We start from the raw sequence: 24,017 nt of genomic DNA on the forward strand, positions 1-24,017 counted from the left end.
CAAATTTATCACTATTTATAGAATAATCCACAACCCGTGTTTCAAAGCATTTAGAACAGAAAACATTGGTTAAGAGACGCTCTTGAAAATCTTTGGGAATCTGATTCCACTTTTTTAGTGCTTCAAAATCTGAAACTGACATAGTAACCCTCTATTCATTTTTAATTTTTGCTAATTTTACATTACATTATTATGCCAGCTAATGCACCCCGTAACCCTATTCAGACATCGACCTTTAATTAATCACCAAAACTCAACCACAAATCCATAACAGCATCCAGCTCTTTACTTAAGTCCATTCTCCTGACATAAAGTTCATTTAGCTTCTCATAATCCATATGGTCGGCCGCCATGGTTGTATCAATCTCTCTTATTTCATTTTCAAGTCTTTCAATACTTGCTAGAGCCTTAGCCTTTGCTGCTTCTGTCTTGGAATCTTCAGGATTATTTCTTTGTTTCTTCACTTTGTCAGCTTTTACAACAGGCTCTTTCACTTCCTTCAGGCTTGCCTTCTCTTTTTCACTTTTAAAATAATCGTAATTTCCAGGATAGCTTTTCAAGGAATGGTCCTCTACAGCAATTACTCTTTCACCGATTTTATTGATAAAATATCTGTCGTGAGAGATAAAGAATATCGTTCCTTTAAAGTCATCGAGGGCTTCCTCAAGGGTTTCGATGGAATCAATATCAAGATGGTTTGTGGGTTCATCAAGTATTAATAGGTTTATATCTTGAAATAACAGCATGGCTAGCTTTAGCCTGATCCTCTCTCCACCGGACAAATGCTTAACTTTTTTGAAGACGCTGCTTTTATAAAACATGAATTTTGAAAGATATTCCCGTGCTTTTCCTTCCACTATCGAAATGTCTTCCCTAAATGCTTCCAGCAATGTTAACTCTTCATCTTTAAAGGTAATTTTCTGTGGTAAATAGGCCGCCAACACATTCGCGCCTAGTTTCACAACACCATGATCCGGCTGCTCTTCAACTAAAAGCATCTTCAAAAAGGTGGTTTTTCCGCTGCCATTAGGACCAATCAGTCCCACTCTCTCGCCATAATGAATCATTACATCTGCGTTTTTCAAAATAACTTTGTCATCATAGCTTTTAGAAAGCCCGATCGCCTTAATGGTTTCATTACCAGACCGCCCGGCAGCTTTGAAATCCAATCGCATATTCCGTCTCTCGAAAACCGGCTTATCGATTCGTTCCATTTTATCGAGCTTTTTTTGTATGCTCGCAGCTCTTCTAAAGAACTTGTTATTATCTGCCCTCATCGCCCAGTCTCTCAGACTCATAACCTGTTTTTCCATGTTATTGACCTTTTTTTGCTGCTCTCTGAAATGCTCATATTGAATGCGCATATTTTCTTCTTTTTGGCTGATAAAAGACGAATAGTTGCCCTTATAGGATATTGATTCCATATCCTCGATTTCCACTATTTTTGAAACTACATTGTCCAGAAAATAGCGGTCATGGGATACAATAATGACAATTCCCTTATAGCTCTTAAGATAGCCTTCGAGCCATTCAATCGAATCCATATCCAAATGATTCGTAGGCTCATCAAGCAGCAAGATGTCCGGATTATGAATCAAGAGCTTTCCAAGCACGACTGTCGTTTTTTCACCCCCGCTTAATAAATCAAAATCCTTGTTTAAAAAGCTTTCAGTAAATTGAAGCCCTGTGCAAACCTTGCTTAATTTTTCTTCCCGTTCGTATCCGCCCTTTACTTCAAATAATTGAACAAGATCACTGTATTTTTTCAAGGCTTTTTCCAGTGCAGTGTCTTCCAAGGTTTTCATTTGCTCTTCAAGTTCGCGCATTAGACTTTCAATGCTGTCAATCTCCTCAAAAGCCATGTTTAAAACATCGATGACTTTTAAGCCTTCCGGATACAGAGGCGATTGTTCGAGGTATGCCTTTGTAGCACTTCTCGGCAAGTTAATAAGGCCTTCATCATATCCAGGGCTTGAGGTTTGCGGGTAACCTGGATAGTAATTCATCGGCTCTATTCCAGCAATCAACTTAAGAATCGTGCTCTTTCCACTTCCATTTGCACCTACGATGCCAACTTTCTCTCCTTCATAAGCTTCAAAGGTTATATTTTTAACCACGAGTGTGGCTTCCATAAATTTTTTAACGCATTTTAATTTCATTTCTAACATAATAATTCCTACTTTCATCCATAATCTAAGTTACGCTTTTTATGGACAGGGTAAAGAAGATTTTTTTTTACTATTTATTTGTAAAATAAAAAGACCATAAGAAGATGGTTTCTTCTTACAGTCTTGAATACTCAATGAAAATAATTTAGAGACGTCTAAGCAAAAATGTACACTTCAAAAAAACACATTATTATGCCTATACATCAAACCAGCAGTCTGGCGGAATATTTCAACTCATGAAATATCCATAAATTATAATCTCGATTTCAGTAAAGTAAGTTACCTTCTAAATGCCTTAATTCCATAAAGAGCATAACAAATAAACCTAATTTTAATAGGTAAATTAACACTCATTACAAAATCCATATTAATTTTAAAATTAATTAATATTAGCAATTAGTTGGTTCCATAAACTTACTTTCCCCCTCCGAAATTTTCTTTATTATCTCACTTCTGCATTATTTTGTAAATAATGTAGTTGGTAAATTTTACTTCTCCCTTAAAATCGGGCATTATTCTCCAATAATGTGCTAGATATAACTGTCGTGATTTAGATAAAAGCAAAAAAATGGTTTTCCTCATAAAAATGTTTTATGGTATGATAATTAGATTGTTTACCTACCCTATTAAACTTTTATACGCAACTAAGAAAAGAGGTATTTATGCAAGCCACTGAATTATCTAAGCGACATTGGTTGCTTATCTTAACACTTACTTTGTTAACATTTGTTCTCGGGACAAGCGAATTTGTGATTGTCGGGATCTTAACCGATATCTCCTCGAGTCTTCATATGACAAATGCAAAAGCAGGCACACTCGTTTCTGCGTTTGCAATTACGTTTGCCATTGCCACACCACTCGTGATGTCAGCAACAAGCCATTTTCCAAAGCGAAAATGGATGTTGTTTTTGATAGGATCGTTCATCATCCTGAATGCTTTGTGTGTGATTTCGACGAGCTACATCATGCTTCTTGCACTTCGGATGCTGACGGCAATTGTCACAGGAGTTTTAATCTCTCTTGCTATGATTGTTGCAAGTGAAACCATGCCAATCGCAAAACGAGGGCTTGCTATATCATTCGTTTTCGGTGGTTTTACTCTTGCAAACGTAATTGGAGTACCGATTGGCACTGTCGTTGCTGAATGGTACGGCTGGAATGCAACCTTCCTGTTAACAACTTTTTTGGGTGGAATGGCGTTTTTGGCATCTTTCTTTATTTTGCCTAAAAAACTCAGTCAAGTTCGGAGTTCGATGCGCGATCAATTTTCATTGCTGACACACCCCCGAATCTTAATGGCTTTTTTCATTCCATCTCTAGGATTTGGAGCGACGTATGCCGTTTATACGTATCTTGTTCCAATTCTGAAAGGAATGGAAGCTCCAAGTAGCTCAATCAGTTTGATCTTGTTTGGCTACGGATTTATTTCGATTTTCAGCAACATCCTCGCGGGGAAAATTGCCAGCTACAATCCTATTGGACGCCTTCGATTTGTTTTCCTTGTTCAAGCAATGGTTCTGATCAGTTTGTTTTGGACGACTAATAATTTTATGTTTGGGTTAATTAACATTGGCTTGATGTCATTAATGGCCATCCTTTTAACCACATCTACCCAGCTTTATTTGATAGACCTTGCCGGTATTTATCAGCCAAAAGCGACAGGACTCGCTGCTTCACTGATGCCAGTCGCAAGCAATGTCGGTATCGCCTTTGGTTCTGCATTAGGAGGAATCGTTTACCATCAAGGAAATTTGTTGAATGTGACATGGGTCGGTGGATTAGTTGCTATCTGTGCAAGTCTTCTCACTTTCCTGAGTCATCACTTTGATAAAAAACAAAAGACACTTACAAAAGAACAAATCAATACAAAAACTCGCCGAGCTGTGTGATCGGCGAGTTTCATTTATTTTTTTGACTCGTAAAAAGATGGTCGTTCTTACTTTAAATTAAAAATACCCTTCCCATTTTCCATATTAATTGGCAATGATGAATGTTCATGTGTTATGGTCCAAGATTCATTTTCTTTTCTCAAACCAAATGTGAATCTATTTGTCATTTGACGAAGTTTCTCTCCAGATTCGTTGTGAGCAGCGAACGTAACAGCACAATGAACGAAAGCGAGATTCGTATTTTCTTCCACTACTAAATCATTAAAATCTACTTTGAGTAAAACTCCTTCCTCAGTTAAACCAGTAAACCAGGCTTTCACCGTTTCCCTCCATTGAGAAATACCTGCACTCTCCCAGTGTCCCCAACAATCATAAATGTGGATGTCAGGAGCGTAGGCAGATAAAAATCTCTCAACATCTTTCTCATAAATAGCAGATTTGTAATTTTCCAGAACGTCCTGGACTTTACTAAAGACAACACTCATGACTACATCCCCTTTATTGTTATCATTAATTTAAGTTAATTTATTACTATTACTATATTCCACGTCCACAAGGCTTCCCCTTCTTCAACTATCTTCTATATAAAGAAAAAGACAGAATTAAGCCGCCATCTGATTTTCTCGATCACAATAGTTGCATACTTCGTCTTTTTAAATCGGGTTAAATTGACTTAGCCTTAACAAAAAAGAATGCCACCCATAGGGCAGCATAATTAACAGCTCTTATCGAACAGACTTATTATTAACTTGCATTTTAGGCTCCTTTTCAGCTTTTCTTACCTTTCCACGAATCCTTCAACGAAACAATTCTATTGAAGATTAACTTTTTATCAGTTGAATTCTTGTCTAAATTAAAATATCCATGACGCAAGAATTGAAACCTGTCTTCAATTTTTGTATTTTTAATGAAAGGTTCTATTTTACAATTCTCAAGTACAACTCTGGAACATGGGTTTATTTTTTCATCCCATGTTTTTTCGTTATCCTTCACGATTTCTTCCTCTTCAAATAGTTTGTCAAAGAGGTTAACTTCCACTGTTACGCCATGTAAAGCTGAAACCCAATGAATAGTCCCTTTTACTTTTCTTCCAGAAAAACCTGTGCCACTTTTGGTTTCCGGATCGTAAGTGCACTTCAGTTCAATTATCTCTCCAGTAACCTCATCTTTTATAACTTCATTACACCTTATAAAATAGGCACCTTTTAAGCGAACTTCCGAATTTAAAGACAACCTTTTAAAACCTTTTGCCGGAACTTCCATAAAGTCTTCTTTTTCAATATAAATCACATTGGAAAAGGGTACATCTCTGTTTCCTAATTCAGGATTTTCCACATTATTTTCAATTGATAAAAGTTCTGTCGCACCTTCCTCGTAATTCGTTATCGTTACCTTTAGCGGATTCAAAACAGCCATTATACTATGGACTTTTGTTTTCAGCTCATTGCGCAGTGTACTTTCAAGCATAGAAAAGTCAACCGTGCTTGCATGCTTTACAAACCCAATATCATTTACAAATGTTCTAATGCTTTCTGGTGTGAACCCCCTTCTCCGAAGCCCACGTATAGTGGGCAGCCGTGGATCATCCCAACCATCTACAAATTTCCCAGCAACTAATTCCCTTAAGTACCGTTTGCTTGTAACTACTCCGGTAATATTCACTCTTCCAAATTCTCTTTGTTTTGGTGGTTCTTTTATATCCAATTCATTCAGAACCCATTCATATAACGGCCGGTGATCTTTGAATTCTATCGAACATAATGAATGTGTAACTCCTTCAATTGCATCTTGTATTGGGTGAGCAAAATCATACATTGGATATATACACCATTCGTTACCAGTTCTGTAATGGTTAGCGTGAATAATCCTGTATAGGATAGGGTCCCTTAAATTCATATTGGGTGATTCCATATCGATTTTCGCCCGTAATACCATTGACCCTGACGAAAAATCACCATTTTTCATCTTAAAAATCAGGTCTAAATTTTCCTCAACTGGTCTGTTCCTATAAGGACTGATTTTACCTGGTTCTGTTAAAGTTCCGCGATACTCTTTCATTTCTTCAGGTGTAAGTTCACAGACAAATGCTTTGCCCTTTTTTATTAATTGGATTGCTGCGTTAAATATTTCATTGGAATAGTCTGATCCATAAAATATTCGATTTTCAGGCGTATATCCTAACCAATTAATATCTTCAATAATTGCATTAACGTATTCAACATCTTCTTTTAAAGGATTGGTATCATCAAATCGAAGATTGAATAGCCCATTAAATTTTTGAGCAATCATATAGTTCAAGTGTATAGCGTAAGCACTGCCGATATGGAGATAACCATTTGGTTCCGGAGGAAACCTTGTGCAAATCGTTCTTTGAAATGTTCCTTTTTCTAAATCTTCTTCAACAATCCTATCCATATTATTAAAGGTTATTTTTTTCTCTCCATCCATCTTTATCCCTCCTGTATTACTGCATTTTTTTCTTATAAAATAAAAAAAATCCCACCCCCAAGACTGTTTACGTCTTGGGGACGAGATTTTATATCGCGGTACCACCCCAGTTTGTTAATATGTCACCATATTAACCTCTTCGGGTACGGCATTAATGTTAATACTTATACCCTAGCTCTATAACAGGAGCACCTGTCACACTATCACTAACATCAGATCCAATGTGAAGCTCAGAGTCTTGGTTCAATAAATCATTCTTGCTCCCATTTCAGCACCGGAAGCTCTCTGTAAAGAATTAAATTTATTTACTCTTCTCTTCATCGCTTAATTAACCATTTTAATTTTATTCATATTAACAATTCAAATGACAGATGTAAAGGTTTTACAATTATTAATAGCATATGCAAATATTCATTTAAGAAACCTAGGATTATTAATTTTTTATCCGGTTATGTTGAGACCCCTAAATGGCATGAAAGTTGAGTAAAAATAATTAAACTGGCTGTGTATCCTTCTTCGCATTCCTTAAAAACGATGCAGCAATCGCGAAGATCGTAAGGACCATCATCACCAAAAATACTACCCGATACCCGGTTACAATTAAACTAGTATCTTCCCTGACAATGTGGGCATTTGCGCCGGCATAAATAGCGGTTTTTAAATGCATGGGCAATAGGCTTGTGACAATCATTAATGATAATGCCGTACTTAGTACTCCTCCCATGTTTTGCAGCATCGATCGAATGCCGTTTGCGATTCCACGCCTTTCATGAGGGACCGTCAGCATAATCGACTGTGTATTAGGCGTCTGGAAGACCCCTGTTCCAATCCCGATGAGCAATTGGCCAAGGATAATCCAAAACAGTGATCCATCTGCACCTATTTTCCACGTTAATAAAAGCATGCCAATACAGGTACCAAACAGCCCTGAGGTTGACAACAACCTTGCCGAATAATTTAACGTTAGCTTGCTGACAATGATGGAGCCAAGCATGATACCTACAGTAACAGGAACCACTTTGAGGCCTGCTGTAAAGGGGTTTTCATTGTCAACCACCTGGTAAAACAGGGCGATTAACAAAACCACTGATGAGCGGGCAAGCGAATTGAAAAATGTAGCTAAATTGGCCATTGCATATGGCCGATCGTGAAATAGCTTAAAATCAATCATTGGATATTTTGCATGTTTTTCTACCCATACAAAAACAAAAGCAAAAATGACAAATAGGATGAGCCTGTACGGACGATCGGACTTGTCCAGCCGCTAACACCTACTTCTGATAAAGCAAGAATGAAACCGCCAAGGCCGATAAAGGTTATGATATTTCCGGCCAATCGATTTTCTCTCCTTTTGCTCTTCCTGGCACAGCTCTTAGTGTAAAAAGTCCCCAAATGAACCCGATAATTCCCACAGGTACGTTGAACCAAAATACCCAGCGCCAGCCAAAGTGATAGACTAAAAATCCGCCAATGACCGGTCCGATTAACTGGGCAATCGAGGCAATCAAAATATTAATACTCAATCCTGTCCCCAGCTTCTTAGGAGGAAAAGCATCTGTAATCAGAGGTGTCGTGTTGGTAATAATCAGTGCTCCCCCGAGTGCCTGCAGCGCGCGAAGCAAAATCAGAACCCACACGTTTGGTGCCAATCCGCATAAAAAGCTGACAATGGTGAACTCAAGCAGACCAAACAGGTACATACCCCGCCGTCCAAAGATATCCGCCAATTTTCCGAATACCAAAATAAAAATGGTATTAACCAGCATATAGGACAACAAGATCCAGTTGGCAGCCAGTCCGCTCGCATGAAAATGATTCGTAATCTCCGGCAGCGCCACATTTAAGGTACTGAAATTTAAGGTGGCAAGAATGACACCAAGACCTGTCACAGAGAGGAGCAGCCAGGGATAGTTATTGTCTTTCATCTATCTATTCCTTTCGGTTTCCTAAATATTTTCCCACCTAGTATATTACCAAAAATAAATGCACATGTCAGATTTTGCGTTTTTAATTTGGAAAAATCTTCTTGCTAATCAAAAGTTGTTCGCTTACAATCGAACTACATAAACAATTAGTTAGATGGGAGTCGAACAACTAAATGACTTGGACAATTGAAGTACGCTTTCATCCTATATTTGAATTACTGAACAGTTTACGTGTTTTTACCCAGCCGGCTTTTTATAAAAAAACAGAAATGGGTGTGAATTGGCGGAAGACAGTTTTAAAACAGCTTAGCGGCAATCTAGCAGACGCATTAAACTCAGAACAGTTAGAGCAAATAGGTTTACTATCTGAATATCTTTTAACTAAGCCGGTATCCAACTTACCTTTGGAGCAACTTTTAGACGAATTGAGTGACACAACTAGGAAAGGAGTATTAGAGCACTTTCAAAACCAAATGCACGTCCCAAAAGATTACTTCTCATCTGCGGAAGGGACCTTTGAAACATCAATCGACTTATTGAAGCAGTGGAAGAAGGAGTATTATGACCAGCTGGATCCTGGCACTCTTACTTCTTTGGAGGAGGACTTTTTAGAAAAACAGCAACAAATCACTCATTACTCACCTTTGGATTTTGTAGAAAAGGCCACAAATGGTTTTGTGCTAAGAGGATATGATCAGGTAAAAAAGGTCATCTTGTACCCTGCTTACCATTCAAGCCCGATTGTGACCTATTCACATTATCCCCAGCTGCACATCTATGGATATCCTGTTGACCTCAACCCTTCTTTAGAGGGGGAACCTTCACCCAGTTTAATGCAGAGAGGAATTGCACTATCGGATAAAAATCGTCTGCGAATTCTTCGTTTTCTCGAAAAAAAGGAAAGAAGTTTTACAGACATCGTGAATTTTATTGGGCTTGCCAAAAGTACGGTCCACCATCATATGGTTCTATTAAGGGCATCCGGGTTGGTTCAGGTGATATTATCCCCTACTTCTTCCGAACGCTATCGCTTAAGAGAACAAGGCCTCGATAATATTTTTCAAAATTACCATCAATATCTGTTTCCTTCAGAAGTCTAATTTTTAAAAAGAGAGGGATTGGGCAAATGAAAGAGTTATTGAAGAATAGGAAGTTTATGTTTTTGTGGCTGGCCCAGGGGGCATCAGGATTGGGTAGTACGTTTGCAACATTCGCATTGTCGTGGCTTGTCTATAAAATGACAGGCTCTAAGGTGGCCATGGGAAGTATCTGGGTAGTCTTTATGCTGCCGAATATGGTCATTCAAATGTTTGCCGGCCTTTATTTAGATCGATGGGACCGCAAAAAAGTCATGGTTTTTTCTGAATGGTTTCGGGCTGCCGCTTTTCTTGTCCCTGCCATTTTAATGCCGATGGATTTATTAGAAACCTGGCATTTGTATCTCGTATCGATCGCGATTGGAATAGCCCAGCCATTATTTTATCCTGCAAGCATGGCGTACGTTGCCGATATTTTACCTAAGGATAATTTAATCAAAGGCAATTCCCTTCTGGAAGGTACCGGACAGGTAATGATGCTGTTAGGGCTACACTTGGAGGGTTATTAATCTCAGCCTTTGGAATCGAATCAGTGCTGATAATCCTCCTCGTCTCTTTAGGGCTTTCCGGACTTTTATTAATGATGAACCCAAGTTCTACGAAAACACAAATCGAAAAGAAAGAAAGCTGGTTCGTTCAATTTAAAGAAGGCCTTCAATTTTATCGGGTATATCCTGTATTGTTTTGGGTCGGCATCATGATGATGATCATTAATTTCAGTTCCGGTGCTGCTCAGCCCATGTTTTTACCATATATTACAGATCAATTCCATGGAACCGCTTTTCAATACGGCTTATTTACTTCAGCATTTTCCTTTGGAATGCTGGCAGGGTCTTTATTAACTGGTACTCTAAAGGAACCGAAAAACAGGAAATTGGTGATGCTAGGTTCCTTATTTATGAATGGAGTATTATTCTTAGGTTTAGGGTGGACGCCTTTTTACTGGCTGGCAATCGTCATTACCTTTGGGCAAGGACTATTTGCGATTATCTTTAACATTAATAACACAACACTTTACCAGCAAAGAGTACCTGAACATTTACGCGGCAGAGTGTTCTCTGTTAGAGTCTTTCTGGCACAAGCCGGAATTCCTTTCGGTGCAGCAATTGGAAGTTATATTGCTGAGTCATTTTCCATTTCGGCCTTATTCTTAGCCTTAGGCTGCTTAATAGCAATCACCACTATTGTTTGCTCGTTGCATCCGATGTTTAATAAGTTGAATGATAATAATGTAGTGAATTTGGAGATTCCTTCGGAGGAACAAATTACTTCTTAATCACATGAAGGTGCCTGCCCCCACTTAGTTAATACTTTAACGCACTGGGGGGTCAGGCACTAAAAAACGCTGATTCACGTATTAAATTAACGTAAATCAGCGTTAAATCACTTTTCAGATTGGCGTTTCTCTTACACCAACTCTTTATCCAAAAACGCATAAAAGTCTGCCCACTCATCAATCAGTTTTGAAGTAGGCTTTCCAAGGCGATGCCCCGCTTTCGCTTCCAGACGTAAAACAATGGTTGAATCCTCACTAGCTTTTTCTAGTAAAGTAGCAGCAAATTTCTTTGCGTGTGCTGGTACAACCCGGTCATCACTTTCAGCTGTAGCGATCAACACTGGAGGATATTTTTGCCCCTCTTTAATGTTGTGCAACGGAGAATATGCATATAGGAATGGGAACTGTTCAGCATTCTCTGCATTTCCGTATTCGGAAATCCAGTACTTTCCGATCGTAAATTTATGATAACGCAGCATGTCGATAACTGGAACACGGCAAATAACCGCTCCAAACAAGTCTGGACGCTGAACCATACATGCGGCAACGAGAAGGCCTCCATTAGATCCCCCAGAAATAGATAGCTTATTTTTACTTGTGTAATTATTGTTTATTAAGTATTCTCCTGCAGAAATAAAATCGTCAAACACATTTTGCTTTTTATCTAGCATTCCAGCTTTATGCCAGTCTTCACCATATTCTGAACCACCCCGCAGGTTGGTTACAGCATAGATTCCGCCCTTTTCAAGCCAGCGTAAAATCGCTGGATTAAAGCCAGGAGTCATACTAACATTAAAGCCGCCATATCCATACAAAATGACAGGGTTTTGGCCGTTCAACGGAAGATTCTTTTTCATCGTTAAAAACATCGGTACTTTTGTTCCATCATTAGATGTGTAGAAAACCTGTTTCGTTTCGAATTGAGATGTATCTATTTTCAATTCAGACTCGGCAAACACTTCTAGTTCACCATTTAAAAAATCATATCGATATACAACGGTTGGACTTAAGAAGGAAGTCATACCGAAAAACATTTCGGTTTGGTCATGTTTCCCAGATAAATCAGTAAGTGATCCTATGACAGGGATATCAATTTGCTTTTCATAGCTACCATCTTCATTGTACAAATGAACTTGATGAAACGCATCAGCTAAGTAGGCAATGACAAATTGGCCATTAATAAACTTAACCGCATCGATAACATTTTCTTGTTCACCGACAATTTCTTTCCAATTGTCATGTGACGGATTTTCAATGTCGATAGCAATGATTCGACCCCGCGGAGCTTCCAGGTCAGTTTTAAAATAAAAAAGAGTACCTTCATTATGGATATAAGAGTATTCAGCATCCTGTTCATCTAATAAACGTGTAAATTCACCTGTTGATCCTAGCTTTTTTAGATAGAAGCGATTTTGTGCAGCTGTTCCATGACTTACATGAAGACAAATGTATTGATCATCATTCGTTACAAATGTGGTAAACATCAGTTCCTTGTTGTCTGGATGCTCAAAAATTAAGGTATCTTGATCCTGGAGCGTACCTAATTGATGAAAATATACTTTATGATAATTTCCTTCATCCTCTTCACTTACCGTTCCTGGTTCAGGAAAACGGCTATAGAAAAAGCCTGAATAATCAGGGGTCCATGCTATACTCGTAAACTTTACAAATTGAATGTGATCCTCTAAATCTCTTCGACTTTCAATTTCCCTTACGTAAATCTCCTGCCAGTCACTACCGTGAGTAGAAGTAGCATAGGCTAGATAACGGCCATCACCACTGAAGGCATAGTTTGTCATCGCAACGGTACCATCGTCACTTAATTTGTTGGGATCAAGTAATACAGTATCCTCTTCTCCATCCTTCTTATACATTACGGCCTGGTTCTGCAAACCATCATTTTTTTGATAAAAAAGCTTGTCCTTCACTCTCTTTGGCACGAAAAGTTTCGGATAGTTCCACAATTCCGTCAGTCGGGTCTTATCTTCTTCTCTTGTCGACGTATCTTTAAAATAAGCCTCACATTTTTCCCCTAACTCTTTTCCCCATTGTATTGTTTCTTTACTATTTGGATCCTCCAGCCATCGATAAGGGTCAACGACCATTGTTCCGTGAAAATCTTCAACTATGTTATCTTTCTTGATTACCATTGTCATTTAATTACCCCCTTTCCATAAACTATTTCGACATTCGAAATGAAAATCCTTTTTTTGGCTTAGTTAAAGGCTGTTTTCGTATACTTTGTTGCTATTTAAAGAGTAGTTAATTTCCACTCCAGGATGCTCGCTTTCCGCGGGGCGGGCGGTGAGCCTCCTCGGCGCACAGCGCCTGCGGGGTCTCACCTGTCCCGCTGCTCCCGCAGGAGTCTCGCACCTTCCGTTCCAATCAACTTCTTTTTTCAACGATTTGCTTTTAACAACCTATTTACAAAACAACAATCTATTAGAAAACAGCCTTGTTAAAAGATAATATTGATTTTTAAGACATAAAAAATAAGACCATATTATTTCTAGGGTCTTATCAAATAACTGAATAAAAATGGTTTTTTACCACCATTTTATGTTTTTAAACAGGCTTATAAATCGAGTGGTTTTCCACTACTTAATGTCGATATTACCTACATACTCAGCACTTCCACTGTCTGTGTAAAGGTCCACTTCAATTAAATATTCACCTTTTTCTTTTGGAAAATTGAAGTTGCGATTTTTATCAAGTTCCAATTTTACCTTCTTATCCTGCTGCCATACCCAAATACTTATTTCTTCAACTCTATAATCTTCACTATCAAATTCTATATAATCTCGTTGACCAGAATTAACACTCATTTGTTTTTGTTTCCTTGCTAATGATAGAATATCTTTCGTTTCTTTCTTGTATTGTTTATCAGATTGCCAATTTATATTTGCTTCTTTCAATTGGATACTGCTAGCAGAGAGTGTAACACTGGGAGGTGTAAAATCATAATTCTCTCCAATGCACCCTGATAATGAAAAGGCAGAAATCAATCCAACCACTAAGCATAAAAAACTTTGCATACCTTAACTCCTCCACAATTAACGAGAGTTTCTTTGTTATACAACCACTCAGAATTATATTCCATATAAAGGAATTCCATGCAGACCATTATAATTCCTTCTAAAACTCTGCTTCGTTAGTTTAGTAAAAAAAGGCATTCGCCATAAAATGAAACAACATAATATTTTTATAAATAAACGACGGCCCCCATTACATGAAGGCCGTTGTTTTATTTCTATTCTATTGCACTTTCAAGCTCACATCATCCACAAAGAAATCAGTTGGGTTGCTGCTGTCATTTGTGCCTTTGAAGGCAATTTGAACAGTTTGCCCTTTGTAATTCAAGAGGCTGTAGCTGCGCTGCACCCAGCCTGTAGCTGTGCCATCATTGAGTGTTAACAATGTAGATAACGCTGAGCCGCTTGTATTTCTAACCTGTGCATAAAGGTAATCATAGGCATGGCTCGTTTCTGTCGTTGATACATAAGTCCAGAAAGTAAGTGTTGCACTCGTTGCTGTAGATGGAATGGTAACAGTTTGATAGATTGTATCGGTACTACTGTTATAGCCATTTAGATATGCAGAGCTACTGCCAGTATGCGGACGGGAAGTATCAATTAACTGATAACCGCCAGTGCTTGATTCTGTCCATGGCGATTGACCGCTTTCAAACCCGCCATTGGTGATCAGCTCTGTAACGGTACCACCGCCGCCAGAACCTCCAGAAGATCCGTTAATATCGCGAACCAGGTTATATGCATCAGGTGTTCCGATACCAGAAGCCATATCATAGCCAGCTGTTGCCGGATAGTACAAGTTGTTTCCACTTGTTACGTCATGATACGCAGGATATGTTTGCGTAGTATTAAACATTTTGTAAAGCGTTGGGTTCGCCTGGCCAAGGTTACCCTTGCCATTTGCAGCCGCGTACTGATTATTGAGTGCCGCGATACCAGCCCATAATGGTGCAGCAGCCGATGTTCCCCCTACTACTGTCCATGCGCCCTGACTGTAGATGGAATAACCAGTGCTTGGGTCAGCATCTGCTGAAACGTCAGGAACCTGGCGTTTGCCATTTGAATAGCTATTTTGTACACCAGTGCCAGATTGGAATGAAGGCATAGCATATAGCGTAGACAAACCGCCACCACCGCCTGTCTTATTTGAGCTGTTAGCCCAAATAGACTCTGAGCTGTAAGATGAACCACTTAGATTCAAGTGTGTTCCGCCAACACCTGTGACATATGGGTCATTTGCCGGGCTGTCAACCTCAAGGGTAGAACCACCGGAATCATATGCACCATTATCTCCAGACGCTGCAAAAATACTTTGTCCTTGTGTAGCATATTGCTGGAAGATGGTATGAAGGCTGTTCATGCTAGCGGTAGAAGCGTGCTGTTCGCCAATTCCCCAGCTGACAGAAATTGATTTCGCTTTATTTTCAGTAGCAATTTTTTGATAAGTATCAATTAAGCCTTGTCCCGTGTTCGGTCCTTCATATACGATTACTTGCGCCTTAGGAGCGATGGCATTGATAACCTCGATATCTAATTCTACCTCTACTTGCCCTTCGCAGGCAGCACCATTAAAACCATCAATATAAACATTGGTTGGTGCAGGGCTTCCAAGGCCATAGTAGTTGCTGTAGTTCGTGACGTTAGAAGCGACATATCCGTCAAGCTCCATTACGGCTACAGTTTGGCCAGATCCTGTATAACCGGCACTTGCCAGCGGGCTGACATTATACGCCCCCTTTAATTCAGCCGGTGTATAGCCGCCAGATGGGCCACTGCCCACTCTTGGTTCAACTGCTGCAGGCTTGTTACTCACTTGTGGTGACGGTTTCCTGATTTGTGGATGTGTATAGCGTGATTCGTTATCCAGGCCTTCCACATCTGTGATTACTCCGGCAAATTCTGCAGGAATCTCAGGTGCCTTGTCATTTGCAAAATAAGCTTGTCCATTTGAGTTTTTATAGTTATTAATCGTTACACTAAATGCATCTTCCATCTGTCCTGTTGTTCCACTGACAGTGATAAACGCATTATTGGAAGAAATAGTTTCAACTTTAAAACCTTGGCTTTTTAAATAGTCCTTAACATTGGCAACCGTTTCATCGGTTGGTCCGAATTGCTGCTTAAATTCTTCAGGTGTTAGAAAATGCTTGTAGTTAGGGGATGAGGGGTCATTGAGACTAGCGATAAAACTGTCAAGCTGATCGCTATTTCTTAATTTCAGCGCGATTGTTAAGGAACTCTTTGTGCTGCGGCTGGTGTGATCAATCAGCTTGCCGTGTTTTGCGGCGATTGGTGCTGCTCCATTCAGTTGAACATGGCTGGGTGCTGCTGCAAAGCTTGAGCCTCCAGACGAAAACAACGTAAAACTTAAAAGCGAAGCAACTGCCGGCATTAATAATTTTCTTCTTTTCATCCTTTCACCTCTCCAATTTCCCCAAATAAAAAATCCTACCCACCATGGCAGAATTCAAGTACCATTTGTGGCGGCCGACTACCCTGGAGTTGGTTTCTTAACGTCAATTCTTTAGGCTCGTGGCTTTGCGTCACCATCTTTCAATGGTTTTGCCTTTTTCATTTGGAATAATATGTTTGTTCACCTAATATTTTACTTAGGTAAAGCGATACCGTATATAAGTCTTTTTGCATATTTATGATGAGAATTTGATGAGAAAACACACCTTTTGTTGTAAAAAATCGAAAAGTAGAATGGGCGCTATCGTTTAAAATCCAAACCTACTATTCTCTAAAACTATCTATTTTACCATCTCTGATTTTGTCTTCATCCATTTTTACCATTCGTTTAAATCCCCTGCTTCTGGCAAAAAATCGTCTGCCTGCCTTCCTGCTCGTTTTCCTCAAAAAAGAGAATCTTCCAATCCCGAAATTCGGATAGCAATTCATTGGACTCAAGTTTGTATTGACTGGATACTCTTTGATGTTCGGCATTTGGAGATTTATAGTAGGTTTCCATAAAGAAAAAACCGTTCTGCTTTACGAGCTCTTTTACATAAGGGATGATGGATCTTTCCAGATAATAGGTATTCATCACAAAATCAAATGAATGCTTTTTCAATGGCAGGCTTGTAATCTTGGTTAAATCACCTATCATAGTGGTCACCATTAGGCCCTGCTTTACCGCCATTTCCTGGACATAATCTGCCGCAACTTCTGATATATCCACCGCCATCACTTCATATCCCAGCTGGGCCAGGAACAGGCTGTTTCCTCCGAGACCGCAAGCAATATCAAGTGCCGTTCCCCCTTGCATGTATGGGGATAAATTCTTAAGCCTTTCATTGGGTACAGGCTCTCTAAGTTCATCCAGCCTCTCTTTATGCTTTCGATTCCATTTTTCTCGATGATCCATTTTCGCACCCCATTTATCTTTTTTTAAGTCGTATCATTTCACACCAGATTAGCGTTCCTCGCCATTCTTATAAAATTAACCCTACCAAAAGTCTTCGATAATTACACCTGCTAAATTGTTACGGACCATGACCTCAAGGAAAGCGATTCTTGCCAAATGTAATCGAACTTTTACAAATATCTAACACACAACTTACAACTCCTTAATAACTCTTATGTAAGTTAAAAAAGACTACTAGGAAATACATTAGATTGAGGAGGATGGAGAATGAAAAAAGTAATTTTCGCCATAGCGGCGGCACTTACCATTGGTACTGTATCAACTGCGTTTGCCTACCCTGATGCTTTTAATTCCGGGAAAGAAGGGAAAGAAATGGCAGGGAAATTCCAACAGCTTTCCCGGGATAATGTGTGGGAGCAAACAGAAAAAGTTGATCTGCAATTTAAAACCTATCATCCACAAGGAATGACGAAGGTCGGAGACTTATACTACATGTCTTCTGTAGAAATCATTGAAAAACCGGTAAAATACGACCAGCCTCATGATGGTTATGACCGCTCACCTGGTAAAGGCATTGGCCATCTTTTTGTTTTTAATAAGGAAGGGAAACTTTTAAAGGATATCAAGCTTGGTGAAGGCAGTATATACCATCCTGGTGGAATTGCCTATGATGGTGAATCGATCTGGGTTCCCGCTGCAGAGTACCGCCCAAACAGCAAATCAATCATTTATAAAGTTGATCCACAAACGATGAAATCCGAGGAAGTGTTCCGCACGAATGACCATATTGGAGGGGTACTTCGTGATGGAAAACACGGGAATCTAAAAGCTGTAAGCTGGGGTTCGAGAACCTTTTATGAGTTTAATGAAAAAGGAAAAGTACTCCGCAAATCAACGAATCCGAGCCACTTTATCGACTATCAGGACTGCGAGAGTGCAGGAAAAGAAAGCATGATTTGCAGCGGTATTACTGAATTGCCACAGCAAAGTTCTTCTACTGCTAAATATGAATTGGGCGGATTAGCCTTGTTGGATATGAAAAAAATGAATATGGTTCACGAATTGCCTATTACTCTATTTTCGCCTCAGGGACATGTTGTAACACGAGATCCAGTATTTCTTGAAAATACGAAACTGGGAATTAAAATGTACGCTGTTCCCGATGATGATCAATCCTCAATGCTGGTATATGAAACAAAAGCCACTAAAAAATAATTTTTCAAATAGAATAATTTAATCCAAACAAGACACCATAAGTCAGGATGGATTTATTTACTCTATTAATAGGAGGATAACAATGAAATTTTTGAAAAAAAGATTATTTTGGGTACTAGCAATTGTTTTGTGCTCGATAACTTTTACAACAGCTTATGCAACAAATGGGACCACACAAGAACCTCCAACTATTAGTACGTTAAAGCATGATGAACCCACTTCTACAAGAATTAAGCAGCTTGAAGATATCGCCATGTACTATTATTGGCATGGTGGTGACATTAAAAAAGCTGAAACAGAAATATTTAAGGGTATTACCTTAAAGGGTAAATTTGATGTTGTTGAAAATGCATTTATTCAAGCAGCATTACTTGATCCCCATAACATTGATCTGAAATTTTCATTAGCGTCCACACAAATCATACAAAAAAAGCTTCCGGAAGCTTTTCAAACGTACAAACAAATATTAAATTTAGAGCCAAATCATTTCAATACAAACCTAGTCTATGGAGTTTACTCACGTATAAATGGAGACGAACGTACGTATAATCGTTCCATTTCAAAGCTAAAAAGGATAAATGCTAAAAAGGCAAATGAATTTGTTCAAAAAATTAATAGAACAGAAGATATAATGAAAGAAAAATTTAATGTTGAAGTCCCTGCAAACTTACCTCAAAAAGATCATGCCATTGTAATTTTGGGTTACGCTCTCGCAGATGATGGCTCCATGCAGCCAACACTCATTGAACGTTTAAAAGCAGGTCTTGCGATTGCTAAAAAATACCCAAATTCGAAAATTATTGTATCGGGTGGAGTTCCTAAACAAGGTGTTACAGAAGCCGATGCAATGAGCAAGTGGTTGATCTCTCAAGGAATTGAAAAAGATAGAATCCTTCTTGAAAATAATTCTACTGATACTGTTGAAAATGGCCTTTTTACAACCGCTATTCTTGAAAAAGAGAACTTAAAAGACGTTACACTTGTTACAAGTGCCAGCCATATGAGAAGAGCATTAACTGTTTTTAAAGAAGCCAGTGACTTTTATGATAAAATGAATGGCAAAAAGTCAGGCAGAAACTTTACAAACATGGTCTATTTGGATTTCCCTTCCTTAGCAGAAGCCCAAAAAGTACCGAATGATGAAAAGCTCGTGATTTATCGCGACCTATTTAGAACCTCAGGTATCTGGCAATATCCTGGTCTTCAAAGATAAAAATGTACAAACAAAAACAGTTCGTTTTATTGAACTGTTTTTTGTTTGTAATAAGATATTGTTGTCACGATAATCAAATGTCACTTGCTCACCATTGTTCTCGTATTTTTAACTGTTTTGCGATTCATTGATACTTGTGATGATGAGCGTTTTTTTAGGAAGGAATAAAGATTTCCGATACACAACCCTATAAACAAATACATTAATCCCCCGAAAATCCCGTAGATCAACGCCCCTGCTGCTGAAGTGAGGATACCAAATAGGACTTGATCTTTATCTTTAGCTGGGGAAGTAGGCGGATCCGTAAGCATAAAAAAGCCAAAGAAAAGAGTAGCGTTTATAAATGGCGGCCGGAGTGCGTCCACCTCATCTCCTATATTGAAATGCCCCATTAGGAGCAAAAGTAAGAAAGAAGTGCCCATAAACGCAAAAACCTGAGGGAACTTGTTTACACGATTTGTGACCAAATATCCTCCAACTAAAAGAAACAAAATGGTCCAAGCAGGAAGATCTCCAAAAGCCCCCCACCAGCTTTGACCCGTATGAAAGAACGGAACGGATAAAAGTAAACCAAAAGCCGCTGGATTAAAGATCGGCTTTTTCTTATATACCAAAAGATGCTTGGACAAAATCGCAATAGCAGCTGTTGCCGCAATGATCCCAAATGAGGTTGTTGTACTTAAGATTAGGGAAATGATGAACCCTGTAATAAGGGCACCGTCCGGCATGCTCCATTTTCTTTTTTTAACAACATTACAAAGAATGTCCACCATGATTGAAACGATAACCGCGGCAACGCCATTAATAATTCCCTTTATATCTTTGGACTCGATTGATGCGATAAGGAGATAAGTTATCAAAACCATTCCCACATAGCCCTTTGGTGTTTTAAGCCATTTCTTTACTGTCATTTATTTTCCTCCAACTCTAAGAACTTCTAACCCGGATGTGATTAAAAGTCCCATTAGACCAATGTTTTCAATTAATTGCGTTCCTCTTTCATGACCAAGCAAAAAAGCTGCTGTCGAAAAGGCATCGGCCATCATGGCGAAAGGCGCAATGATGCTGCAGCTGACCCAATCATTTGGCGAATGCCCCGTTTTAGGATTAATGATGTGATGCATACCGGGGAGTTTAGAATGCCTGCGCTCATAACTTCCAGAGGTGCAAATGGCTTCATTAGATAGCTCGACTACGTGAATGATTTTATCTTTTTTCTTGGGATGCTGAATGCCTATCTTCCAAGGGAATCCATCCCTATCCACTCCCCCAGCAAACAGATCTCCACCAGCATTAACAAGAAACCCATCAAAGTCCTTCAACTCCTGAGCTGCCAAATCGATCGCAAACCCTTTCGCAACCGCTCCTAAATCAACTACAAGAGGCTTTTTCAAAAATAATGTTCGGTCTTGTTCATCTAAAATAATATCCCGAAACGTGACGGAGTCAGCAGATGGGTTTTCACTGATTTCTCCTGTTAAATAATGACGATTATATCCTTGCTGCTCCATGACTTTACCAATCGCAGGGTCAAATTCACCATCCGTTATTTTGGCGATTTCCAAAGCGAACTTCAGTGGCTCAAATAAAAAAGGGCTTATCTGAATTGGATTATCAATGATTCGACAGGCGTTCATTAATTCACTGTCAGGGCTAAAACGGCTGCAAGTCTGTTCTACTTTTCGGAATGCCTCAAAAGCCCGCTCCATTTTTGCCTCAGCCTCTTCTGTTGACATTGTTTCGCGAATGACTACCTGTATCTCTACAACTGAATCCATAAATAATTTCGTTTTTTTCATACGTTCCCCTTAAGCATTTTGGCGCTGATAGAGTGCTTCTTGTACAGCATCTTCAAAAGCCTGAGTACTATAGGTTGCTCCTGAAACATTCATTACCTGTGCACTTTGGGTTTGTAATACTTCATCAGGCAGGCCAACTATATCATCTTCAGAATAATGCATGGCAAAATTGCTAATTTCAACATCCGTGATTTTATCATTCTTTATTGTAACGGCAACTTCAATCGACCCGCGCCGATTCATTCCTGTGCCTGTAAATGTCCCATCTTTATATAGTTGTTTTGTTTTGGTGGAAACAGCGCTAGAATTCCCGCCATTTGTTTGCATGGAAATTTGGGCATGCTGCTGCGTTTCCAATTTAGTGGCCTGAGTTTCCGTAGAAAAAAAACCGGCGGCATAAACCCCTGCAACGGCGGTTGAACATAAAATTACCCACTTTTTATCCATTTTCCCCATACGAAATCCTCCTATTACCTTTTTGCTCAGTCTAACGACAGAACTAGTATAGCTAACCAACCTTAAATTTCCCTTAAAAAAAATACCTTTTTAAAAATTATTACCGTGATCATGCAGTTTTGTTTAATAGGATCATTCTGCATTAATCTATTAGTCTCTGCGTTTTCTTGTTCTAAAAATCAAAAAGAGACTCTCCAACATGGAAAACCTCTTTTAAGGCAGATTATATCTTATAAAAACTCTTTTATTGGACATTTCGTTCGCGCCTGGACCATGTTTTGTCCAATAGAGCCCTCTTATTGGACATTTTGACCGCTCATGGAACGGGTTTTGTCCAATAGAGCCCTCTTATTGGACATTTTGACAGCTGACGGCGGAGTTTGTCCAATAGAGCCCTCTTATTGGACATTTTGACCGCTCATGGAACGGGTTTTGTCCAATAGAGCCCTCTTATTGGACATTTTGACTGCTCACGGGCGGAGTTTGTCCAATAGAACCCTCTTATTGGACATTTTGACTGCTCACGGGCGAAGTTTGTCCAATAGAGCCCTTGTCTGCAGGGGGACGGACCAGGTCAGACACCATTTATCAACAAATACAATGATCGACGTTGCTTACCTGACACCCGTATTTTACAAATTCACTTTCACATGCTTCGCTATATAAATTTCCCCTCTTTGCTTGTAGGACAGGATAAATCCGGCCGGGACGCAGTTATTTTTGATGGTTAACCCTACATCCGCCATTAAATTATTGCCCTTCACTTTCCAATTCACGGATTGATAGAGTGGGAATCGATGCCGATAATATGTTTTGCCGCAAATATTGGCCACTTTCCAAACATGTCCACGCCCCTTTACCTGTATCGTTTTGTTAGTAGCGGTAATCTTGAAATCGCGCTCGATCGTGTGAACGGGGTTATCGATGTCCATTTCCTCATAGCGTTTGCCATCCAAAGTTTCTACCTGCTGAAGGATATGTGCTTCTTTCACGACTACCCACGTGCCAGTACCTATCGGCAAGATGACGACAATTTCTTTTTTCCCATCATGATTGAGATCGATGACATGTAATTCAGGCTGCCGTTCTTCTCTCATTTCCACTTCCCAGCCCTGTGTTTCCACCATTTCGTTCTCAATCTTGACACGGAAATCCTTATAAAGATTCTTATTTAGATCCGGTGTTGCGTATAGGTAGACCCCTTCTTTTTCATTCCCCACTACAAGTGTTTGTTTATCCTCAGTTGGTTTTTCAGCAAAAGCAAGGCTGGATCCACAGAATAATATCCAACATGCAGTAGCCAGTATCCTTTTCATCGTTTCCCCTTCCTTCATTTCATGTTACTTTAGTTTTTAGCATTCCTCTTTTTTCTTTCTTTATAAAGGAGTCTGACACCTGATTCTTCCACTTCAAGCTTTGACTTGTTATACGGCGGCAGGTAATATAAGCTTTAAGAAAAGGACCTGAATGAAAGGATTATGCACGATGAAACTTCATGAAACAGATGATCTTGGGGAAACGAGAAGAACCATTATCAGAACAGCTCATAAGCTCTTTATGGAATCTGGATATCGGCCGTGTCTACAAGGCAGATTGCGGATGCATGCGGGTTGACGCAGCCAGCACTTTACCATCATTTTAAAAATAAACAGACACTTTATATTGAAGTTATATTAAATGAAATACATAAAACCAAAACAGGGCTGGAACGGATCATCAAACGCCATAAAGATTTAAAGGAACGACTCGTTGAGGTTGCCTATTTTATTTTGGTAAATAAGCCTGAAGAAATGAACCAAATGTTCCGTGACATTCAACAAGAACTATCCGCAGACGCCAGAAAGTTGATTTCTGACAGCTGGTTTAATGGCTTTATCGGCCCTATCTCGGAAATTTTTGCAAAAGGGCTCGAGGCTGGTGACCTTCGCAATCCTGCCGAGTTTGGTACGAATCCAATCAATTCTGCCTTCCTTCTTCTTAACTTGCTAAGCCATACACCTTTAGAGGCAAAAAACTCTACTCCTCAGGATCAAAAAAGATCTATGAACAGCATGTAAAAATGATTGTGAATGTACTTTTATACGGGGTAGCTTCTGATAAGAAAAAAATATAATTCGTTTATATTTTTTTAG

Annotated in this window: 21 protein-coding genes, 1 riboswitch and 1 other annotated feature; of the genes, 7 read left to right on the forward strand and 14 right to left on the reverse strand. The window is 39.2% G+C overall.

Annotation, left to right across the window (positions count from 1 at the left end):
• Nucleotides 1-239: 239 nt before the first annotated feature.
• Nucleotides 240-2,117 (reverse strand): ribosomal protection-like ABC-F family protein, encoded by a 1,878-nt coding sequence (gene abc-f / locus RCG23_RS02670; RefSeq protein ID WP_308178471.1) that lies wholly within the window; start codon nt 2,115-2,117, stop codon nt 240-242.
• 713 nt (nt 2,118-2,830) lie between these two features.
• Here abc-f and RCG23_RS02675 point away from each other — a divergent pair.
• Complete coding sequence (locus tag RCG23_RS02675) at nt 2,831-4,057, forward strand: MFS transporter (RefSeq protein ID WP_308178472.1); 1,227 nt, start codon at nt 2,831-2,833, stop codon at nt 4,055-4,057.
• 47 nt (nt 4,058-4,104) lie between these two features.
• Here RCG23_RS02675 and RCG23_RS02680 read toward each other — a convergent pair whose 3' ends face one another.
• From RCG23_RS02680 to RCG23_RS02700, 5 genes are all read right to left on the reverse strand, one after another.
• On the reverse strand, nt 4,105-4,542 hold the full coding sequence (locus RCG23_RS02680; RefSeq protein WP_308178473.1) for a YybH family protein: 438 nt from the start codon (nt 4,540-4,542) through the stop codon (nt 4,105-4,107).
• A gap of 283 nt (nt 4,543-4,825) precedes the next feature.
• A complete protein-coding gene (locus RCG23_RS02685) occupies nt 4,826-6,505 on the reverse strand; it encodes a glutamine--tRNA ligase/YqeY domain fusion protein (RefSeq protein ID WP_308178474.1) in 1,680 nt (559 codons plus the stop codon).
• Nucleotides 6,506-6,578: 73 nt separating this feature from the next.
• Nucleotides 6,579-6,835: a binding site (T-box leader), on the reverse strand.
• Between the two features lie 163 nt (nt 6,836-6,998).
• Nucleotides 6,999-7,676 (reverse strand): MFS transporter, encoded by a 678-nt coding sequence (locus tag RCG23_RS02690; RefSeq protein WP_308178475.1) that lies wholly within the window; start codon nt 7,674-7,676, stop codon nt 6,999-7,001.
• 20 nt (nt 7,677-7,696) lie between these two features.
• Nucleotides 7,697-7,840 (reverse strand): hypothetical protein, encoded by a 144-nt coding sequence (locus RCG23_RS02695; protein ID WP_308178476.1) that lies wholly within the window; start codon nt 7,838-7,840, stop codon nt 7,697-7,699.
• Nucleotides 7,822-8,430 (reverse strand): MFS transporter, encoded by a 609-nt coding sequence (locus tag RCG23_RS02700; protein ID WP_308178477.1) that lies wholly within the window; start codon nt 8,428-8,430, stop codon nt 7,822-7,824. Before RCG23_RS02700 ends, RCG23_RS02695 begins: the two co-directional genes overlap by 19 nt.
• Before the next feature lie 173 nt (nt 8,431-8,603).
• Between RCG23_RS02700 and RCG23_RS02705 the strand changes: the two genes are divergently transcribed.
• The 3 genes from RCG23_RS02705 to RCG23_RS02715 are packed head-to-tail and all read left to right on the forward strand — an operon-like array spanning nt 8,604 to nt 10,803.
• Nucleotides 8,604-9,530 (forward strand): ArsR/SmtB family transcription factor, encoded by a 927-nt coding sequence (locus tag RCG23_RS02705; protein ID WP_308178478.1) that lies wholly within the window; start codon nt 8,604-8,606, stop codon nt 9,528-9,530.
• A 26-nt stretch (nt 9,531-9,556) separates the two neighbouring features.
• Nucleotides 9,557-10,036, forward strand: a complete 480-nt coding sequence (locus RCG23_RS02710) for an MFS transporter (RefSeq protein WP_308178479.1) — start codon at nt 9,557-9,559, stop codon at nt 10,034-10,036.
• Between the two features lie 23 nt (nt 10,037-10,059).
• A complete protein-coding gene (locus RCG23_RS02715; RefSeq protein WP_308178480.1) occupies nt 10,060-10,803 on the forward strand; it encodes an MFS transporter in 744 nt (247 codons plus the stop codon).
• Between the two features lie 131 nt (nt 10,804-10,934).
• On the opposite strand, the gene RCG23_RS02720 is transcribed toward RCG23_RS02715, so the two are convergent.
• The 4 genes from RCG23_RS02720 to RCG23_RS02735 form a co-directional block, all read right to left on the reverse strand.
• Nucleotides 10,935-12,959: a prolyl oligopeptidase family serine peptidase gene (locus RCG23_RS02720; RefSeq protein WP_308178481.1), complete on the reverse strand. Its 2,025-nt coding sequence runs from the start codon at nt 12,957-12,959 to the stop codon at nt 10,935-10,937.
• 441 nt (nt 12,960-13,400) lie between these two features.
• Nucleotides 13,401-13,838: a hypothetical protein gene (locus RCG23_RS02725; RefSeq protein ID WP_308178482.1), complete on the reverse strand. Its 438-nt coding sequence runs from the start codon at nt 13,836-13,838 to the stop codon at nt 13,401-13,403.
• Between the two features lie 220 nt (nt 13,839-14,058).
• Nucleotides 14,059-16,248: a protease pro-enzyme activation domain-containing protein gene (locus RCG23_RS02730; RefSeq protein WP_308178483.1), complete on the reverse strand. Its 2,190-nt coding sequence runs from the start codon at nt 16,246-16,248 to the stop codon at nt 14,059-14,061.
• Nucleotides 16,249-16,314: 66 nt separating this feature from the next.
• Nucleotides 16,315-16,412, reverse strand: a riboswitch (cyclic di-GMP riboswitch).
• A gap of 223 nt (nt 16,413-16,635) precedes the next feature.
• Nucleotides 16,636-17,202, reverse strand: coding sequence for a class I SAM-dependent methyltransferase (locus tag RCG23_RS02735; protein WP_308178484.1), 567 nt, complete (start codon nt 17,200-17,202; stop codon nt 16,636-16,638).
• Between the two features lie 267 nt (nt 17,203-17,469).
• Here RCG23_RS02735 and RCG23_RS02740 point away from each other — a divergent pair, with 267 nt between their 5' ends.
• Together RCG23_RS02740 and RCG23_RS02745 are read left to right on the forward strand one after the other, a co-directional pair.
• Nucleotides 17,470-18,417: a DUF6454 family protein gene (locus tag RCG23_RS02740; RefSeq protein ID WP_308178485.1), complete on the forward strand. Its 948-nt coding sequence runs from the start codon at nt 17,470-17,472 to the stop codon at nt 18,415-18,417.
• An 82-nt stretch (nt 18,418-18,499) separates the two neighbouring features.
• A complete protein-coding gene (locus RCG23_RS02745) occupies nt 18,500-19,630 on the forward strand; it encodes an ElyC/SanA/YdcF family protein (protein ID WP_308178486.1) in 1,131 nt (376 codons plus the stop codon).
• Between the two features lie 80 nt (nt 19,631-19,710).
• Here the strand turns inward: RCG23_RS02745 and RCG23_RS02750 are convergent, their stop codons facing one another.
• The 4 genes from RCG23_RS02750 to RCG23_RS02765 all read right to left on the reverse strand — a co-directional run bounded on the left by RCG23_RS02750 (nt 19,711) and on the right by RCG23_RS02765 (nt 23,201).
• Nucleotides 19,711-20,541 carry an RnfABCDGE type electron transport complex subunit D gene (locus tag RCG23_RS02750; protein WP_308178487.1) on the reverse strand — a complete coding sequence of 277 codons (831 nt, stop codon included), beginning with the start codon at nt 20,539-20,541 and terminating at the stop codon, nt 19,711-19,713.
• On the reverse strand, nt 20,542-21,429 hold the full coding sequence (locus RCG23_RS02755) for an FAD:protein FMN transferase (RefSeq protein ID WP_308178488.1): 888 nt from the start codon (nt 21,427-21,429) through the stop codon (nt 20,542-20,544). It lies immediately after the preceding gene.
• Nucleotides 21,430-21,438: 9 nt separating this feature from the next.
• Complete coding sequence (locus RCG23_RS02760; RefSeq protein ID WP_308178489.1) at nt 21,439-21,885, reverse strand: FMN-binding protein; 447 nt, start codon at nt 21,883-21,885, stop codon at nt 21,439-21,441.
• A gap of 632 nt (nt 21,886-22,517) precedes the next feature.
• Nucleotides 22,518-23,201, reverse strand: a complete 684-nt coding sequence (locus RCG23_RS02765; RefSeq protein ID WP_308178490.1) for a hypothetical protein — start codon at nt 23,199-23,201, stop codon at nt 22,518-22,520.
• Nucleotides 23,202-23,462: 261 nt separating this feature from the next.
• On the opposite strand from RCG23_RS02765, the gene RCG23_RS02770 reads away from it, so the two are divergent.
• Entirely contained in the window at nt 23,463-23,942 is a 480-nt protein-coding gene (locus tag RCG23_RS02770) for a TetR/AcrR family transcriptional regulator (protein WP_308178491.1), read from the forward strand.
• Nucleotides 23,943-24,017: the final 75 nt, after the last annotated feature.

Origin of the sequence: Neobacillus sp. PS3-34 (assembly GCF_030915465.1) — a bacterium.
In the GTDB taxonomy this organism is placed as follows: domain Bacteria; phylum Bacillota; class Bacilli; order Bacillales; family Cytobacillaceae; genus Neobacillus_A.

Coding starts and splice junctions, on each gene's coding strand:
- RCG23_RS02675 (WP_308178472.1), top strand. CDS start 2,831: ATGCAAGCCACTGAATTATCTAAGCGACATTGGTTGCTTATCTTAACA.
- RCG23_RS02680 (WP_308178473.1), bottom strand. CDS start 4,542: ATGAGTGTTGTCTTTAGTAAAGTCCAGGACGTTCTGGAAAATTACAAA.
- RCG23_RS02685 (WP_308178474.1), bottom strand. CDS start 6,505: ATGGATGGAGAGAAAAAAATAACCTTTAATAATATGGATAGGATTGTT.
- RCG23_RS02690 (WP_308178475.1), bottom strand. CDS start 7,676: ATGATTGATTTTAAGCTATTTCACGATCGGCCATATGCAATGGCCAAT.
- RCG23_RS02700 (WP_308178477.1), bottom strand. CDS start 8,430: ATGAAAGACAATAACTATCCCTGGCTGCTCCTCTCTGTGACAGGTCTT.
- RCG23_RS02705 (WP_308178478.1), top strand. CDS start 8,604: ATGACTTGGACAATTGAAGTACGCTTTCATCCTATATTTGAATTACTG.
- RCG23_RS02710 (WP_308178479.1), top strand. CDS start 9,557: ATGAAAGAGTTATTGAAGAATAGGAAGTTTATGTTTTTGTGGCTGGCC.
- RCG23_RS02720 (WP_308178481.1), bottom strand. CDS start 12,959: ATGACAATGGTAATCAAGAAAGATAACATAGTTGAAGATTTTCACGGA.
- RCG23_RS02725 (WP_308178482.1), bottom strand. CDS start 13,838: ATGCAAAGTTTTTTATGCTTAGTGGTTGGATTGATTTCTGCCTTTTCA.
- RCG23_RS02730 (WP_308178483.1), bottom strand. CDS start 16,248: ATGAAAAGAAGAAAATTATTAATGCCGGCAGTTGCTTCGCTTTTAAGT.
- RCG23_RS02735 (WP_308178484.1), bottom strand. CDS start 17,202: ATGGATCATCGAGAAAAATGGAATCGAAAGCATAAAGAGAGGCTGGAT.
- RCG23_RS02740 (WP_308178485.1), top strand. CDS start 17,470: ATGAAAAAAGTAATTTTCGCCATAGCGGCGGCACTTACCATTGGTACT.
- RCG23_RS02745 (WP_308178486.1), top strand. CDS start 18,500: ATGAAATTTTTGAAAAAAAGATTATTTTGGGTACTAGCAATTGTTTTG.
- RCG23_RS02750 (WP_308178487.1), bottom strand. CDS start 20,541: ATGACAGTAAAGAAATGGCTTAAAACACCAAAGGGCTATGTGGGAATG.
- RCG23_RS02755 (WP_308178488.1), bottom strand. CDS start 21,429: ATGAAAAAAACGAAATTATTTATGGATTCAGTTGTAGAGATACAGGTA.
- RCG23_RS02760 (WP_308178489.1), bottom strand. CDS start 21,885: ATGGGGAAAATGGATAAAAAGTGGGTAATTTTATGTTCAACCGCCGTT.
- RCG23_RS02765 (WP_308178490.1), bottom strand. CDS start 23,201: ATGAAAAGGATACTGGCTACTGCATGTTGGATATTATTCTGTGGATCC.